The sequence below is a fragment of the Roseobacter sp. HKCCA0882 genome, from assembly GCF_037805225.1.
In the GTDB taxonomy this organism is placed as follows: Bacteria; Pseudomonadota; Alphaproteobacteria; order Rhodobacterales; family Rhodobacteraceae; genus M30B80.
The window spans coordinates 1,000,970-1,017,056 of record NZ_JBBLYI010000001.1 but is presented as its reverse complement, the minus strand read 5'-3'; the positions used below and the strand labels follow the sequence as shown (position 1 = coordinate 1,017,056).

At 56.4% G+C, this 16,087-nt stretch carries 12 protein-coding genes; 4 read left to right on the top strand and 8 right to left on the bottom strand.

Annotated elements, in window-relative coordinates; translation table 11 throughout:
- Window positions 1–30 precede the first annotated feature (30 nt).
- Window positions 31–1,281 (top strand): GTPase HflX, encoded by a 1,251-nt coding sequence (hflX, locus tag AAC622_RS05260; RefSeq protein ID WP_340261450.1) that lies wholly within the window; start codon window positions 31–33, stop codon window positions 1,279–1,281.
- Here the strand turns inward: hflX and AAC622_RS05255 are convergent.
- The 3 genes from AAC622_RS05255 to hemB form a co-directional block, all read right to left on the bottom strand.
- Window positions 1,278–3,752: a penicillin acylase family protein gene (locus AAC622_RS05255; protein WP_340260688.1), complete on the bottom strand. Its 2,475-nt coding sequence runs from the start codon at window positions 3,750–3,752 to the stop codon at window positions 1,278–1,280. The genes hflX and AAC622_RS05255 overlap by 4 nt on opposite strands.
- Before the next feature lie 11 nt (window positions 3,753–3,763).
- Window positions 3,764–4,351, bottom strand: a complete 588-nt coding sequence (locus tag AAC622_RS05250) for a lipid-binding SYLF domain-containing protein (RefSeq protein WP_340260687.1) — start codon at window positions 4,349–4,351, stop codon at window positions 3,764–3,766.
- A gap of 114 nt (window positions 4,352–4,465) precedes the next feature.
- Complete coding sequence (gene hemB, locus AAC622_RS05245) at window positions 4,466–5,464, bottom strand: porphobilinogen synthase (protein WP_340261448.1); 999 nt, start codon at window positions 5,462–5,464, stop codon at window positions 4,466–4,468.
- Between the two features lie 118 nt (window positions 5,465–5,582).
- Here hemB and AAC622_RS05240 point away from each other — a divergent pair, with 118 nt between their 5' ends.
- Together AAC622_RS05240 and mfd are read left to right on the top strand one after the other, a co-directional pair.
- Window positions 5,583–6,095, top strand: coding sequence for a hypothetical protein (locus AAC622_RS05240; RefSeq protein ID WP_340260685.1), 513 nt, complete (start codon window positions 5,583–5,585; stop codon window positions 6,093–6,095).
- A 47-nt stretch (window positions 6,096–6,142) separates the two neighbouring features.
- Complete coding sequence (mfd, locus tag AAC622_RS05235) at window positions 6,143–9,598, top strand: transcription-repair coupling factor (protein WP_340260684.1); 3,456 nt, start codon at window positions 6,143–6,145, stop codon at window positions 9,596–9,598.
- Here mfd and AAC622_RS05230 read toward each other — a convergent pair.
- The 3 genes from AAC622_RS05230 to AAC622_RS05220 are packed head-to-tail and all read right to left on the bottom strand — an operon-like array spanning window position 9,595 to window position 12,238.
- Window positions 9,595–10,806, bottom strand: a complete 1,212-nt coding sequence (locus AAC622_RS05230; RefSeq protein ID WP_340260683.1) for a multidrug effflux MFS transporter — start codon at window positions 10,804–10,806, stop codon at window positions 9,595–9,597. The two genes, mfd and AAC622_RS05230, sit on opposite strands and share 4 nt — an antisense overlap.
- A complete protein-coding gene (locus AAC622_RS05225; protein WP_317654626.1) occupies window positions 10,803–11,456 on the bottom strand; it encodes a DsbA family oxidoreductase in 654 nt (217 codons plus the stop codon). Before AAC622_RS05225 ends, AAC622_RS05230 begins: the two co-directional genes overlap by 4 nt.
- Window positions 11,453–12,238, bottom strand: coding sequence for a 3-hydroxybutyrate dehydrogenase (locus tag AAC622_RS05220; protein ID WP_340260682.1), 786 nt, complete (start codon window positions 12,236–12,238; stop codon window positions 11,453–11,455). Before AAC622_RS05220 ends, AAC622_RS05225 begins: the two co-directional genes overlap by 4 nt.
- 256 nt (window positions 12,239–12,494) lie before the next feature.
- Here AAC622_RS05220 and AAC622_RS05215 point away from each other — a divergent pair, with 256 nt between their 5' ends.
- On the top strand, window positions 12,495–14,306 hold the full coding sequence (locus AAC622_RS05215; RefSeq protein ID WP_340260681.1) for an extracellular solute-binding protein: 1,812 nt from the start codon (window positions 12,495–12,497) through the stop codon (window positions 14,304–14,306).
- A 59-nt stretch (window positions 14,307–14,365) separates the two neighbouring features.
- On the opposite strand, the gene AAC622_RS05210 is transcribed toward AAC622_RS05215, so the two are convergent.
- A complete protein-coding gene (locus AAC622_RS05210) occupies window positions 14,366–15,079 on the bottom strand; it encodes a DUF502 domain-containing protein (RefSeq protein WP_340242733.1) in 714 nt (237 codons plus the stop codon).
- A gap of 94 nt (window positions 15,080–15,173) precedes the next feature.
- Window positions 15,174–16,085 carry a pseudouridine-5'-phosphate glycosidase gene (locus AAC622_RS05205; protein ID WP_340260680.1) on the bottom strand — a complete coding sequence of 304 codons (912 nt, stop codon included), beginning with the start codon at window positions 16,083–16,085 and terminating at the stop codon, window positions 15,174–15,176.
- Window positions 16,086–16,087: the final 2 nt, after the last annotated feature.

Sequence of the window (16,087 nt, the reverse complement as noted above, 5' to 3'; positions counted from 1 at the left end):
CGTGATGAAGGTCTGACCAAGGGCGCGGATATGCGCGCCTTGGTTCTCCACCCTGACATCTTTAGCGATAAGAACCGTCCCGAACCCACCGCAGCCCTTGAGGAGGCGGTGTCACTTGCCATGGCGCTGCCTGATCTTGAGGTGGCCCTGTCTCAGGTGGTGCGTCTGCCTGCGGCCAAGCCGGGGCGCTTGTTTGGCACGGGCAAATTGGCGGAGTTGAAAGATCAAATCAAAGACCACGATGTGGGGCTTGTCTTGATCAATGGCGCTGTTACGCCCGTGCAGCAGCGCAATTTGGAAAAGGATTGGGGGGTCAAGCTGCTGGATCGCACAGGCCTGATCCTTGAGATTTTTGCAGCCCGCGCCGCCACCCGCGAGGGGGTGTTACAGGTCGACTTGGCGGCCCTGTCCTATCAGCGCACCCGCCTTGTTCGTGCATGGACGCATCTTGAACGTCAGCGGGGTGGCTTGGGGTTCGTGGGCGGCCCTGGCGAAACCCAAATTGAGGCAGACCGCCGTGCCATTGACGCGCAAATGGTGCGCCTGAAGCGGCAATTGGAAAAGGTGGTCAAAACCCGATCTTTGCATCGCGCGGCGCGCGCCAAAGTGCCTTATCCCGTTGTGGCCTTGGTGGGATATACCAATGCGGGGAAATCCACGCTGTTCAATCGCGCAACCGGTGCGGATGTTTTGGCGCAAGATATGCTTTTTGCTACGCTTGATCCAACCATGCGCGCCATTCATTTGGCTGATGGGTCAGAGGTGATCTTGTCTGATACGGTTGGCTTTATCTCGGATTTGCCGACCCAATTGGTGGCGGCCTTTCGCGCCACCTTGGAGGAGGTTTTGGACGCTGATCTTATTGTGCATATGCGCGACATTTCGCACCCGCAAACCGAGGAACAGGCCGCCAAAGTGCATTTGATCCTTGAGCAATTGGGGGTGTCCAAGGATGTGCCGCAGATCGAAGGATGGAATAAGATCGACCGACTTGGCCCTGAGGCGCAGGACAGTTTGCGCGTGTTAGCCGCGCGGCGCACTGATGTTGTCGCAATGTCTGCATTGACAGGCGAGGGGGTAGATCACCTGCACCGCATGATTGCAGCGCAACTGGCCCCGCCAAAGATCACCGAAACCCTGCATCTGCCCCATTCCGCAGGCCGCGCGCGTGCATGGCTGTTTGAGCAGGGCGTGGTGCGCGAAGAGCAGGTTGATGATCAGGGCCAGCATTTCACAGTCGAATGGACTGCCACCCAAAGTGCGCGGTTTTCAAAACTTTAGCGCGGGATCAAGGTTGTGATCCCAAGGTTTCCTGCCCGCGCAAGGGTTGGATCAAGGCTCATGGGAAGGTATTCACCGCGCCGCCACAGTTCAGATAAGTCGTCATAATGACGGCTTAACGGATGGCCTGATTGGCCCGTGGAAATGACAAAGACACTGCTGTCGAGATCGGCAAAGTCATATACCCCGCGATAGCCTGCCGCGTGACGATTTTCATAGGGCGCATCCCCCTCCCATGAAATGGCCCCGCGCATCAGGCTATGCGGCCCGCCCGATGTGGATTGGCGGATATTCACAATCCACGAAAAAAGATCGGTTTGGCCCAAGACGGGGTGACGATGCACCGCCTCATGTGCCGCGCCCCACCGCCAACTGTCCAAATTCGCACCATATGTCTCGCGCAATTCAAGCAAGGCACCGTCAAGCGCGGCCTCTGCGATTTCAGGGCAGGTCTCAACGCGCGATGTTGTTCGCAGATCACACCAGACCGCTGCGCCATCGATGTTACGGAACACGCGCTCGATAAAAATTGGTTCAACCGCATAAAATTGATCAGCCAAGGGGCCGATATCGTCACGGATCAGCCGCTGTTGCAGCCCGCGCATCCACGCGATGTAGATCAAGGGCTCGGGCATATGCTCGTTCATATTGCCGTCCCAATCCGCCAAACGCTCCAAGGCGCGGGCGCGCATCCGCTCGGGCGTGCCTTCGGGGGCGGTTGTGCTTGTGAACCACAACTCCGCCCCAACCAGAGGCAGAATATTCACAGCCGCAGCAGAGACGGGATCAAGCTGCGCTTCGCTGAAACTATCGCGCGTATGCACTGCGCGCATTTGCATCAACCGCTGCCAGCGCAACACGCGCTGCGTATCGCCCCAATTATAGCTCAAATGATCTGGAAAGGCGCGATCTATCGTTTTGTTATTGGTGTTGCCAACGATGCCGCCCTCTGGGTTCACAAAGCTTGGATTGGCCTCAGCGGGCATCATGCCGCGCCATCGGTTCTGGTCAAGCCATCCTTGCGCAGGGATGCGCCCCTGACCAATCATCTCAGGATTGCGGCGGGGTTGGCGGCCAATGACCTGCAGCGCAATATTGCCTGCACTATCGGCCAAAGTCAGGTTTTGCGAGGGCGCGATATGAGCGCGCGTGGCGCGAATGGCTGCATCCACGGATTGCGCACGCATCAAGGCAAGCCCCGCTTGCAAACTGGTATTGCGGGGGTTGAGCGCCGTCCATGCCAAAGCCATGACATGGTTTTCAGGCGTGACCGTTCCCAAATGCCAATGGGTCGAAGGGATGACGGGGCCATTTCGGCTGTTGCGCAGAGTGATGGTTACAGGCGCACTATCGGCGACCTGAATAATTTCTTGGCGGGTTTCAAAGGGGATAAACTCCGCCCCCGCGCGGTAAAGCGTGGGATCGTTTGGATCAAGTTCTTCAACGAAGAGATCCATATCATCGATATAGGCCGAGGTCATGCCCCATGCCAAACGATCAGAGCGCCCAACGGCCACGATGGGCATGCCAGGAATGGTCGCCCCAATCACCCCGCCTGAAGCCAGTTCAAGCCGCGCCAGATACCAAATCGATGGGGCGCTTAAACCCAAATGGGGGTCATTGGCCAGAAGGGTCGCGCCGCTTGTGGCGCGAAATGGGGCTGCGGCCCATGCGTTGGACGCACCCGCAAGGCCGCGGGGCGCCACAGGATAGAGCGGGTTCTCAATGCGGGGCATAGTTGTGATTTCAGCAAAATCACTGGGATCTGCGTTGAATAGGCTTGCATATTGCGGCAGCGCCGCGATGCCCGCACCCGGGGCATCGGGCAGCAAATCTCGAATGCGTTCAGGGCGATCTAGGGCCAAAATCGCGCGGGCCCGTAAGACATCGCTTTGCGCTTGGTCACTCAAGGTAAGGGCCATCAACATTGAGATTGCGATACTGTCTTGCGGTCGCCATGGGGCGATATCGGGTTCAAACAAGAACAATTCGGGCGCACCACGCCCTAAGGCCTCGCGCGCGATTTGATCCAACCACCCATTGACCCCTGCGGCATAGGCCTCGAGATCGTTGCGGGCGGCTGCCGAGTAATTGGCATAAGATGCTTCCGCATAGGCCTCTAGATCAAGGCGGCGCATGAGGTCATCGCTGCGTAGGCTGCGGTCTCCGAATATTTCAGAAAGGCGGCCTTGTGCCGTGCGGCGTAAAACCAACATCTGCCATAGCCTGTCTTGGGCATGCGCAACACCAAGGCCGTAGAACACATCTTGGTCGGTCGTCCCAAATATATGCGGGATTGCCCCTTGGGCGCGCACAATCTCGGCGCCGTTTTCCAAGCCTGCCATACGCCATGTGGCGTTATACTGGGGCAGGGATCGCGCGGCAAACCAATAGGCAATCGTGGTTGCAACCACGACCACAAAGATCACCACTGAGGTGATCCGCACAAACCAACGCAGCAGCGACCCCATTGCCCTGTCAGTTACGGGATGATGCGCGAGTAGCGCGTGCCTTCAAGCGTGGCGCCCGCAATCAGCCCCGCCTGACCAAACACCACCGCAATCACGGGATTTGTCAGGGTGTTGCTGTCGATGCCCAAAGATGCACCGCTTGCGTTAAAGGCATAGCGCACATCGGCACCAACCGCCCAACCCGGCGAGCCACGGAACGAGCTAAGCGCCTCTTCGGTCATGAAAAACAGCGCATGTGCATATTGCTGCGCACCGATTTGAAATCCGAAAGATCCGCTGATTGCGTTGTAATAATCAACTGTTGCGCCATTGATACGCAATGCGCCGCGTCCATAAGATGCGCCAAAGCCAAAGCCAGCCTCGGTGACCAATGGCATGATCAGAACACCAGCCGCGTTATAGGCCAGTTCTTCTGTTCCTGGAACTGCTTGGAACATGAATTCCTGCGCGCTGTCCACGCGTGCATCCAGACGCTGCGAGGCTTGCGAATTCACCCCATTGCTGCAGGCCGCCAAGAGCGGCACCGCTGTCCCGCCAAGCACGAAATTGCGGCGGGTCAAAATTTGGGGCGAATGAGATGTTTTTGTTTCACTGCTCATATGTGACCTCATTCCCTGTAATGTCTCTGCCCATCTTTTACGGGGTTGCGCGTGGTTTGTCATGACCAAAGCGGCCCAATTTTATCAAATGACGCAGGTTTGAGGTGTTTTTTCCTAGCCCTGTAGGATTGCCGCAACCCGTGGGGCGAAATAGGTCAACACACCATCACATCCTGCGCGGCGGAAACACATCAGGCTTTCAAGCATGACTTTCTCGCCGTCTATCCACCCTTGCGCGGCGGCGGCCTCGATCATCGCGTATTCGCCTGAGACCTGATAGGCATAGGTCGGCGCGCCAAAGCGGTCTTTGACCGCGCGCGCAATGTCGAGATAGGGCTGGCCTGGTTTCACCATAACCATATCCGCCCCTTCCATCAAATCGCGCTCAACGCAGGCCAAGGCCTCGTTGCGATTGGCGGGATCAATTTGATAAGTTTTTTTATCGCCTTTCAGCGCACCAGACGCACCTACCGCATCACGAAATGGCCCGTAATAGCTTGAGGCGAATTTGGCCGCATAGGACATAATCGTCACATTGCGGTGGTTTGCCCCTTCAAGCGCGCTGCGAATGGCGCGGATGCGGCCATCCATCATATCCGATGGCCCCAAGATATCTGCGCCTGCCTCGGCCTGCGCCAATGCCATTTTCACCAATGCCTCAACGGTTTCGTCATTGATGATTTCACCATCGCGCACATAGCCATCATGCCCGTTGATATTATAAGGATCGAGGGCAATATCGGTCATGACCGCAATATTGGGGGCGGTCTTTTTAATGGCGGCAATCGCGCGATTGGTCAGGTTTTTAGGGTTCCACGCCTCGGCGCAGTCCTCGGTTTTAAGCGCGGAATCTGTATAGGGGAACAGGCAGATCGCGGGAATGCCAAGCGCCTCGGCCTCCTGCGCAGCTTTAACCACCAAATCAAGCGACAAACGATTGACCCCAGGCATGGAAGCGACAGGTTCGCAAACCCCTTCGCCATCGCGCAAAAACACGGGCCAAATGAGATCATTGACGCTTAATTCCACCTCGCGGGTCAGATTGCGCAAAGCGACGCTTGCGCGGGTGCGGCGATGACGGGCGAGGGGAAACGGGGCTTGGGTCACGCTGATCTCCTTGATCCTATCTGTCTCAAATTTCTGACAGGTCACAGGAGATTTCTCAAGGCTAGAAAAGGCCATAATTGCCGCGTAGAAGGGGGCGGGGTGCGAAAATAGGGCCAAGACATCAGTGCAGTTTCTCGATCATATCATCACGGTTTTGGATTTCTCCGCTTTTGAGGCGGTGTGGTATTGGGTGTTATTTACGCTTTTGTGGTCACATTGGACACAAACCACGCTTGGTGTGCCCTTTGCCATGATCCGCCGTGCCGAATTGGGGGATGAAACTGCGCGAAGCGATGCGCTGCAATTGGCCGAGATCACCGCGCGTGATTTGCGCGGCCTCGATGCACAGCTTGGGCCAATCTTGGTGACGCTTTTAGGGCTGATCTTGGGCTTTCTGGCTGCGCTTGGCTTTTATTATGACAGTCCTTTGGCGCAGTCGGTGTTCTTTCTTGTGATGCCCGCCGTAGGTGTCGGCTATTTGCGCAATCGTTTGGCGCAGGCTTGGCCGCAGACCCCGCCACAGGATCAGATCCGCGCATTGATGCGCCATCGCCGCCGTTTGCAATTCCTTGGCAGCGTGTTGATTTTTTTCACGGCGATTCAGGGCGTGTTTTTCCTTCAACGTGTGCCGCAATAACCGCTTTGATCTTGACACGCCGGGCTGCCCCTTTACCTGACGCTTCCATGTCACACGCAAAACCCCAACCCGCCCATATTCGCGCCTCTGGCGTGCCCGAAGGATATGACGCGCAGATGATCCTGCGCGAATTAGAGCGCGCGGGGTCTGATGAGGCAATGGTGCTGCATATTGCGCGTGATGACAAACGTGCTGAAAGCATTGCCGTCGCGCTGCAATTCTTTGCTCCTGATCTGACCCTTCTGCGCTTTCCCGGCTGGGATTGTCTGCCCTATGATCGCATCTCCCCCAACGCCGAGATTTCAGCGCGGCGCATGGCTACCTTGGCGCGGTTGGTGCAGGGCGGGATTGGGCCTGCGGTTGTTTTAACCACGCTTAATGCGGCCACGCAATTTTTGCCCCCGCGCGATTTGCTGCGTGAGGCGGCCTTTCACGCCACTGTGGGTCAGCGCATAGACGAAGACGCCTTGCGCGCCTTTTTGGTGCGCATGGGGTTCACGCAAACTCCCACTGTGACCGAGGCGGGGGATTATGCCCTGCGCGGCGGGATTATTGACATTTGGCCTGCGGGAACGCCGCAACCCTATCGGCTTGACCTTTTTGGTGATGTTCTTGATGGGCTGCGCAGTTTTGACCCTGTAACGCAGCGCAGTCTTGAAACCCTGACCCATTTATCGCTTTCGCCCGTCTCCGAGGTTGTGATGGACGAGGCCGCAATCACGCGGTTTCGACAGAATTACCGCATCGAATTTGGGGCTGCGGGAAATGATGATCCGCTCTATGAGGCAGTCAGTGCGGGGCGTAAATACCAAGGCGTGGAACATTGGCTGCCCTATTTTCACCCCAAGCTTGAGACCTTGTTTGATTATCTGCCCGATGCCGTGGTCACGATGGATGACCAGACTGTGCCGCAGCACGCCGCACGATGGGAGACGATCAGCGATCAATATGACACGCGCAAAACGGCATTGACGCAAAAGGGGCGGTTGGACAGCGTCTATAAACCTGTGCCGCCTGACTTGCTCTATCTTGACGAGACGCGGTTTGCCGCCGCCTTGGCGCCGCATCGGGTTTTGCATTTCTCACCGCTGCCTGCCGCCATGGGCCCGAATGTCATTGATGCACGCGGGCGTGTCGGGCGCAATTTCGCGCCTGAACGGCAGCAAGAGAATATCAATATATTTGAGGCGCTTTGCGATCATATCCGCGATATACGCCAATCGTGCGCGGTAATTTTGGCCTCTTGGTCAGAAGGGGCGCGGCAACGCCTGATGCAGATTTTGACCGATCAAGGCTTGTCTAGTTTGGTCAAGCTTAATCATTTCACGCCTGATCTGCCCAAAGGCAGCATCTCTTGCGTGATCTGGCCGCTTGAGGAGGGGTTTACCGCCCCCAATCTAGCAGTGATCTCAGAGCAAGATGTGTTGGGCGACCGGCTGATCCGTCCCCGCCGCAAAACAAAACGTGCCGAGAATTACCTGACCGAGGCGCAAAGCCTTTCAGCGGGTGATCTGGTGGTGCATGTTGATCACGGCATCGGGCGGTTCAAGGGGCTGGAAACCATCACCGCCGCAGGCGCCCCGCATGAATGTTTGGCGCTTGAATATGCAGGCGGGGATCGTCTGTTCTTGCCCGTTGAGAATATCGAACTTCTCAGTCGCTATGGCCATGATGAGGGTCTGCTTGATAAACTTGGCGGTGGCGCATGGCAGGCGAAAAAGGCGCGGATGAAGGAACGCATCCGCCTGATTGCGGATAAGCTGATCCGGATCGCCGCAGAACGCGAATTGCGCCAAGCGCCGATTTTGGGCACGCCCGATGACATGTGGGAGAATTTCTGCGCCCGTTTCCCCTATGAGGAAACTGAGGATCAGCTGTCTGCCATCGCGGATGTGGTGGAAGATTTGGCCCGTGGCCGCCCCATGGATCGCTTGATCGTTGGCGATGTTGGGTTTGGCAAAACCGAAGTCGCCATGCGCGCGGCCTTTATTGCGGCGGCCTCTGGCCTGCAGGTGGCGGTGATCGCCCCCACGACATTGCTTGCGCGTCAACACGCCCGCACCTTTGCCGAGCGGTTTCGTGGCTTCCCGCTTAAAGTTGCGCAATTGTCTCGCTTTGTGTCCGCGAAAGAAGCCGCAGAAACCCGCGCAGGGTTGGCGGATGGGACAGTGGATATTGTCATCGGCACCCACGCGCTCTTGGCCAAAGGGGTGCGCTTTGCCAATCTTGGGCTTTTGGTGATAGATGAAGAGCAACGTTTTGGCGTGAACCACAAAGAGCGGCTCAAAGAGTTCCGCTCTGAGGTTCATGTGCTGACCCTATCGGCCACGCCTATTCCGCGCACATTGCAGATGTCGCTTTCTGGTGTGCGTGACCTTAGCCTGATTGGAACGCCGCCGGTTGATCGGTTGGCTATTCGGTCTTATGTCAGCGAATTTGACGCGGCCACCATCCGCGAGGCGCTGTTGCGCGAACATTATCGCGGTGGACAGTCCTTTTATGTTGTGCCGCGTATTGAAGACTTGCCCGAGATTGAAACCTTTCTGCGGGATCATGTGCCAGAGGTCAGTTTCGTGGTGGCGCATGGCCAGATGGCCGCAGGTGATCTCGATGATCGCATGAACGCGTTTTACGATGGCAAATACGATGTTCTGCTTGCCACAACGATCATTGAATCGGGAATTGATATTCCGACCGCCAATACGATGGTCATTCACCGCGCGGATATGTTTGGTCTGGCGCAGTTGTATCAGATCAGGGGCCGTGTCGGGCGCGCGAAAACCCGCGCCTACGCCTATCTCACGACCAAGCCGCGCGGAAAATTGACACCCGCCGCTGAAAAACGCCTCAGGGTGTTGGGCAGCCTCGACAGTCTTGGTGCAGGCTTCACCATTGCATCCCAAGACCTTGATATTCGCGGGGCAGGCAATATCGTGGGTGAGGAGCAATCGGGCCATGTCCGCGAGGTGGGGTTTGAGCTGTATCAATCCATGTTGGAGGAGGCGATTGCCGCGATCCGTTCTGGTGCGGCCGAAAGCACCGTCAGTGACGGGCAATGGTCGCCGCAGATCAATTTGGGCGTGCCCGTCATGATCCCCGAGGCCTATATCCCCGATTTAGATGTGCGGCTTGGCCTCTATCGCCGCCTGTCGCAATTGGAAAGCAAGGTCGATCTCGAAGGGTTTGCCGCCGAGATGATTGACCGCTTCGGCCCGCTGCCGCGCGAAGTTAACACGCTGCTTTTGGTCATGCGTATCAAGGCGATGTGTAAACGCGCCCATATCGCTAAGATGGATGCGGGGCCCAAAGGGGCGACTTTGCAATTCCACAATGACAAATTCCCGAACCCTGCGGGCCTTGTGGCCTTTGTCGAAAATCAGCGCGGGTTGGCCAAGATCAAAGAGAATAAAATCGTCATTCGCCGTGACTGGGCCAAGGATGCCGATAAGATCAAAGGGGTCTTCGCAATTGCCCGCGATCTGGCCGAACAGGCGAAGGGCTAGCCCGCCTGTTCGGATTTCGGCATCATTTGCATCAGCCCCACGGCGATTGCGGCAAAGAACAGCGCGAATGAGATCAGGGGCAGGGGCGTGCCGTCAAAAAACTGGCCCACAATCGCCCCCAGAACCGCGCCGCCGATGGTTGCGATGGCGCCCATCATCGAACTGGCCGTGCCCGCGATATGGCCCAAAGGCTCTAGCGCGAGGGCGTTCAGATTGCCCAAGGTAAAGGCCGCAGCGGCAAAGATGGTCAGCGTCCATGCAATATAAAGCGCAAAGCCTTGCCCAGCCTCAAAGATCAGGCCAAAGGCCAATAGCGCGATGCTGCTGTTGAACAGCACCACAAATAACGTGCCTCGCACCATAGCGCGCATACCAAATCGCATAACCATTTTGCCGTTGATCGGCCCTGAGGGGGCAGCCATCAATGCAATCGCACAAAACCAGAATGGAAATTCAGCGCCGCGTCCAAAGCTGAGGTCAAACACCTGCTGAATGGAGGAAATCACCCCAAAAAGCGCCCCGAACATGCAGGTTTGCACAAGAATAGAAAGCTGCATTTGGCGCATGCCAAGGGCGGTCGAAATGGCGGATTTGAGGGCAGCAAGATTTGGCTTTTGCCGCCGCTCGGGCGGTAGCGTTTCGGGCTGCCGCAGACCCAGCCATGATACCGATAAAAGGATAAAGACCAAAAACGCCACGAAGATCGCCCGCCAACCAAAGCCCGCGATAATCGCCGCACCGATCAACGGGGCGATGGCGGGGAAAATGGTGAAAACCAACATGGCATAGGACACAATCTGCGCCATCGCGCGGCCCTGATAAAGGTCGCGCACCATTGCCAAGGTCACAACACGCGGGCCTGCCGCACCGATGCCCTGCAAAACGCGCGCCGCCAAAACAAGCTCGAGAGAGGGGGCATAATGGGCCAAGATCGCCCCAAGCGCGTAGAACCCTGCGCCGAGATAAATCACGGGCTTGCGTCCCAAAGCGTCTGAAATTGGGCCAGCGATGAAAATTCCGATCCCCATGCCAAAGATAAATGATGTCAGGATAAATTGCGCGCGGTTGATGTCATCTCGCGAAAGCTCGGCCGCGATTTGGGGCAGGGCGGGCAGCATTGCATCCATCGAAAAGGCGATGGTTGCAAAGAGCACCCCCATCATCGCTGTAAATTCAAGCTTTGACGGGGATTTTGAGGCAGGGGTCATTCGGGGGCCGTTTCTTGGACTTGTTGGTTCAGCTCATCAATCACATTGAGCCAGAAATCGCTAGGCTGTGCTCCGGTAACAACGTGTTGATTGGCGATAATAAAACAGGGCACCCCCGTCACCCCACGGGTGCGGGCATGTTGGTCACGTGCGGTGATGTCGGCCTGATCCGCATCACCCGCTAAGAGGCGCGCGATCATTGCGCGGTCAAGACCGATCTCGCTTGCGATACCCTCTAGAACATCTGCGGCACCGATATCGCGGTGGCTAATGAAATAGGCCTTGAAAATTGCCACCGCAGCCGCGGTTTGGCGCCCCTCCAGCCCCGCCCAATGGATAAGGCGGTGCGCGTTTAATGTATTGGGAGTGCGGGGAATAGCGGCAAAATCTATCGACAAACCCGCTTTTTCGGCATGTTCCAGAACGGGGGCATAGGCGGTGGCGGCATTGGCCCGCCCGCCGAATTTTGTCTCAAGATAGGTGGCACGATCCATCCCTTGGGGCGGCATATCGGGGTTCAATTGGAACGGATGCCATTCGACCACAAAGGGGTGGTCTGCTCGCTGTTCCATTGCGCGGGCAAGGTTTGTCCAACCAATATAGCACCACGGGCAAATCGGATCGGATAGGATGTCGAGTTTGATGCTCATAGGGCTGTCCAACCGCCATCAACGGATACAGTTGTTCCTGTGATCTGATCGGCTGCGGCGCTGCACAGAAACGCAACTGTGCCGCCCAGTTGTTCAACTGTGGCGAATTCTTTGGAAGGTTGGCGGGCCAACATCACATCACGCACAACTTGGTCACGGCTCATATTATGCGTTTTCATTTGATCGGGGATTTGGGCCTCGACCAATGGCGTCAAGACATAGCCCGGGCAAATGGCGTTTGCTGTGATGGGGTCTTCGGCGGTTTCAAGGGCGGTCACCTTGGTCAAGCCAACGACCCCGTGCTTTGCCACCACATAGGCTGATTTATAGGGCGAGGCGGTTAATCCATGCGCTGAGGCGATATTGACCACGCGCCCCCAACCCGCCTTGCGCATCATCGGCAGCGCCACAGCAGTGGTATGAAACGCGGAGGAGAGATTGATCGCGATGATCGCGTCCCATTTTTCGGGTGCGAAGCCCTCAATCGGGGCGACATGTTGAATGCCCGCATTGTTAACAAGAATATCACATCGCCCTGCCGCCTCAATCAGGGCGCGGCATTGATCGGGCTTCGACATATCTGCCGCGACATAGCGCGCGCTGATGCCATGACGTTTGCCTAAATCAGCCGCCAGAACATGGTCTTCGGGGCGGTCCGTAAAGGAATTGAGAACAACATCCGCGCCCGCCTGCGCCAGTATCTCAGCCACGCCCAGCCCAATCCCCGAGTTTGAACCCGTGATAACAGCGGTTTTTCCTGAAAGATCAGTCTGTAATGCCATGGTAAGAATCTCCTGCGGCTCGAATATGGGGGAGGGGGCCTAGACCCGCTGCCGCAGAGAAAACCCCAAAAAAAACGCCGGCACAAGGCCGGCGCAAGTTATTGAGGCAGGTTTCATACAGGCAAGAAACCTATCGAGCAGTGACTTATGTATAACCATGTTTGCGGTAGAGTTCCAAGAGAAAAGTTTGCGCTTCTTGCGCCAAGCCCCTAGCATTGTTCCTATAATTAAAAAGAAGACGGGGATTGTTTTCAAAATGGCACGAGTTTGTTTCAGACGTTTGGGGGTATGGGTGGGGGCCGCGATTATCGCTGTGTCAACCGCACATGCCGAACCGCAACATGGCATTGCTATGTATGGCGAGCCAGCCCTCCCACCAGATTTTGTGCATTTGCCCTATGCAAATCCAGATGCTCCAACAGGCGGGCGGATCGTGACAGGCGAGGTTGGGGGCTTTGACAGCCTCAACCCGCATATCCGTTTGGGCAGCACGCCATGGCAATTGCGGTTCTTGGCTTATGAATCGCTTTTGATCCGCTCTTGGGACGAACCGTTCACGCTTTATGGCCTGTTGGCCGAATCGGTTGCGGTTGATCCGGCGGGATTTTGGGTTGAGTTCACGCTTAACCCTGCGGCGCGATTCTCGGATAACAGCCCTGTCACAATGGAAGATGTGGTTTGGTCATACGAGACTTTGGGCACCGAAGGGCATCCGCGCTATCTGAATGCGTGGCAGAATGTCGAAACAATCGAGGCGCTTGATGAGCGCCGCTTGCGGATCACGTTCAAGGAAGCTGATCGTGAAATGGCGCTGATCATGGGCCTGCGCCCCATTTTGAAAAAGGCGCAATGGGACGGGCAAGATTTTCAGGCCTCAGGTTTGGATGTGATCCCCATCGCTTCGGCCCCTTATGTGGTTGATGATTTCGAGGCGGGGCGTTTTGTGTCCTTACGCCGTAATCCTGATTATTGGGGGGCGTACTTGCCCGTGCGCCGTGGCACAAATGTGATTGATGAAATCCGCTTGGAATTCTTTGCCGATGGCAACGCCATGTTTGAGGCTTTCAAAGCGGGTATTGTGACGACAATGCGCGAAACAAACGCGGCAAATTGGGCTGAAAATTATCAATTCCCCCGCGTGCAATCGGGCGAGGTTATTCTTTCCGAAGTGCCGCATCAACGCCCCTCTGGAATGAATGGGTTGGTGATGAACACGCGCCGCGCGGCCTTTTCCGATTGGCGCGTCCGCGAGGCGATGATCCAAGCCTTTAATTTCGAATATATCAATCTCACCTTGAATGGCGGGGTCGAGCCGCGGATTACCTCTTATTTCTCAAACTCGCCCTTGGGCATGCGCGATGGGGCGGCTACGGGCCGTGTGGCCGAGTTCCTAGCGCCGTTTGAGGCGGATTTGCTGCAAGGGGCGCTTGAGGGCTATGCTCTGCCACAAACCGATGGTACCGAGGCCAATCGCGCAGGCATTCGCCGCGCAATGGCCCTGCTTGAGGAGGCAGGATATCGCGTTGAAAATGGGGTGATGCAGACGCCTGAAGGGGCGCCTTTTACCTTTGATATTCTACTCTCCCAAGGGTCGACCGAGATGCAATCCATCGTGAACATTTATGTCGAGGCTTTGGCACGGCTTGGGATTGTTCCCACAGTTACCACTGTTGACAGCGCACAATATCGCGAACGGATTGATAATTTTGACTTTGATATAACCGATATCACCCGTGGTCTGTCGCTTAGCCCTGGAAATGAGCAGCGGCTTTATTGGGGTTGTGATTTGGCGGAAACCACAGGATCACGCAATTTGATGGGGGCCTGCCATCCTGCGATTGAGGCGATGATTGACCAAATGTTGACCTCGGCAAGTCAAGAGGATTATCGCGCGGCTGTCCACGCCTTGGATCGCGTGCTGATGAGCGAGCGTTATGTAATCCCGTTTTGGTATTCGCCACTCAGCCGCTTGGCGCATAATGCAGAGCTGAAATTCCCCGACTACATCCCGATTTATGGCGATTGGATCGGATGGCAGCCCGATGTCTGGTGGGTAGAGGCGCAATAAAAAAAGGGCGGTCGGAGGGCCGCCCTTTTTTAGTGTTTTAGGCTGATGCGGTCGCGGGTCTATTTTGCGGTCTTGGACGCAGCCATAGCCTCGACCGCTTTTTTTGCATCCTTGCCATTAGGGTAGACAAGCCCGGCGGAAATGATCAGCTTTGCTGCGTCCTCGACAGTCATATCCAGTTCAATCGTGTCCTTGCGAGGCACAAAGAGCAAAAAGCCTGATGTCGGATTTGGTGTGGTGGGCAAAAACACGGAAATCAGATCATCGCCAAGCTTTTCGGCCACTTCGCCCTTGGCCTTGGTCGAGACAAAGGCGATGGCCCAGATACCTTTGCGCGGATATTCGACCATGCAGGCACGGTCAAAATTCTGCTCACCTTGTGCCAAAACAGTTTCAACAATTTGTTTCAGCCCTGAATAGACAGAGCGCACAAGCGGGATCGACAAAACCAAACTTTCGGCCCAACGGATCAGCGAGCGGCCAATGAGGCCCTTGGCAATCCAGCCAACAATCACCGCAAAAACGAGGAAGGTCGCCACGCCAAGGCCGCGAATATCAACCTGAAGGCCCGTATAATGTTGGATCAAAAGCAGCGGGTTATAGCGGCCTGGAATAAAGGGCAAAACCCAACTGTCGATCCATCCGATCAGCGTCCAGACCAACCAAATGGTCACCGCAATCGGGGCAATGACCACCACGCCTGTAAAGAAATTATTGCGTAGCGCGGCCAAGATACCGCGGCGTGGGGGTTTGGGATTTTCGGGCAATTGCATGATGCGGGCGCGCGTTGGGGAACCGTTAAACCTGTCTCGATCAGATGTAAGGGGGTTTCGTTAACCTTACAAGAGGCAAGGGACGGTGGGGTCGTCAGGGTTCCATTGCCATGGCCAGCGCAATCTGCGCGCCAAGGCGCGCATTGTTACGGATCAGGGCAATATTGGCTGCAAGGCTTGCCCCTTGGGTGGCCTCTAGAATTTCAGCGAGAAGAAAGGGGGTCAGTGCCTTTGCAGTGATGTTCTGTGCATCGGCCTTGCGCACCGCATTTTCGATCACAGGCGCAAGGGTTTCGGCGGCGATTTCATCCGCCACAGGAATTGGGTTTGTGATCAATTGCCCGCCATTCAGCCCCAATGTCCCGCGCATCAGATGGGCGCGGGCGATCTCTTGGGGGCTGTTCATTTGCAGGGGCGCGCGAATGCCACTGTCGCGTGACCAAAAGGCAGGGATCATCTCTTGGCCATAGGCAATGACAGGCACGCCCAATGTTTCGAGCGTTTCAAATGTTTTGGGCAAATCCAAAATGGCCTTTGCCCCCGCACAGACTACCGTCACAGCCGTTTTGGCCAGTTCTGGCAAATCGGCAGAGATGTCAAAACTGTGCTCCGCCCCGCGATGCACGCCCCCAATGCCCCCCGTAGCAAACACGCGAATGCCCGCAAGATGGGCGCAGATCATTGTTGCGGCCACTGTGGTGCCACCTGTCTGGCCAAGAACAAGCGCCGCCGCCAAATCAGCCCGCGAAAGTTTCGCGGTCCCCGTGACCTGCGCAAGGTTGCGCAACTCTGCCTTGGAAAGCCCAATTTTAATTTCCCCCTGAACGACTGCGATTGTGGCAGGCACCGCACCCTGATCTCGAATTTCGGCCTGAACGGCCTGTGCGGTTTCAAAATTGGCAGGGTAGGGCATGCCATGGGTGATGATGGTGCTTTCAAGGGCAACTACAGCGCCGCCTGTCTTTAGGGCATGTGCAACATCCGGGGCGATGGTGAGGGGAAGCATGC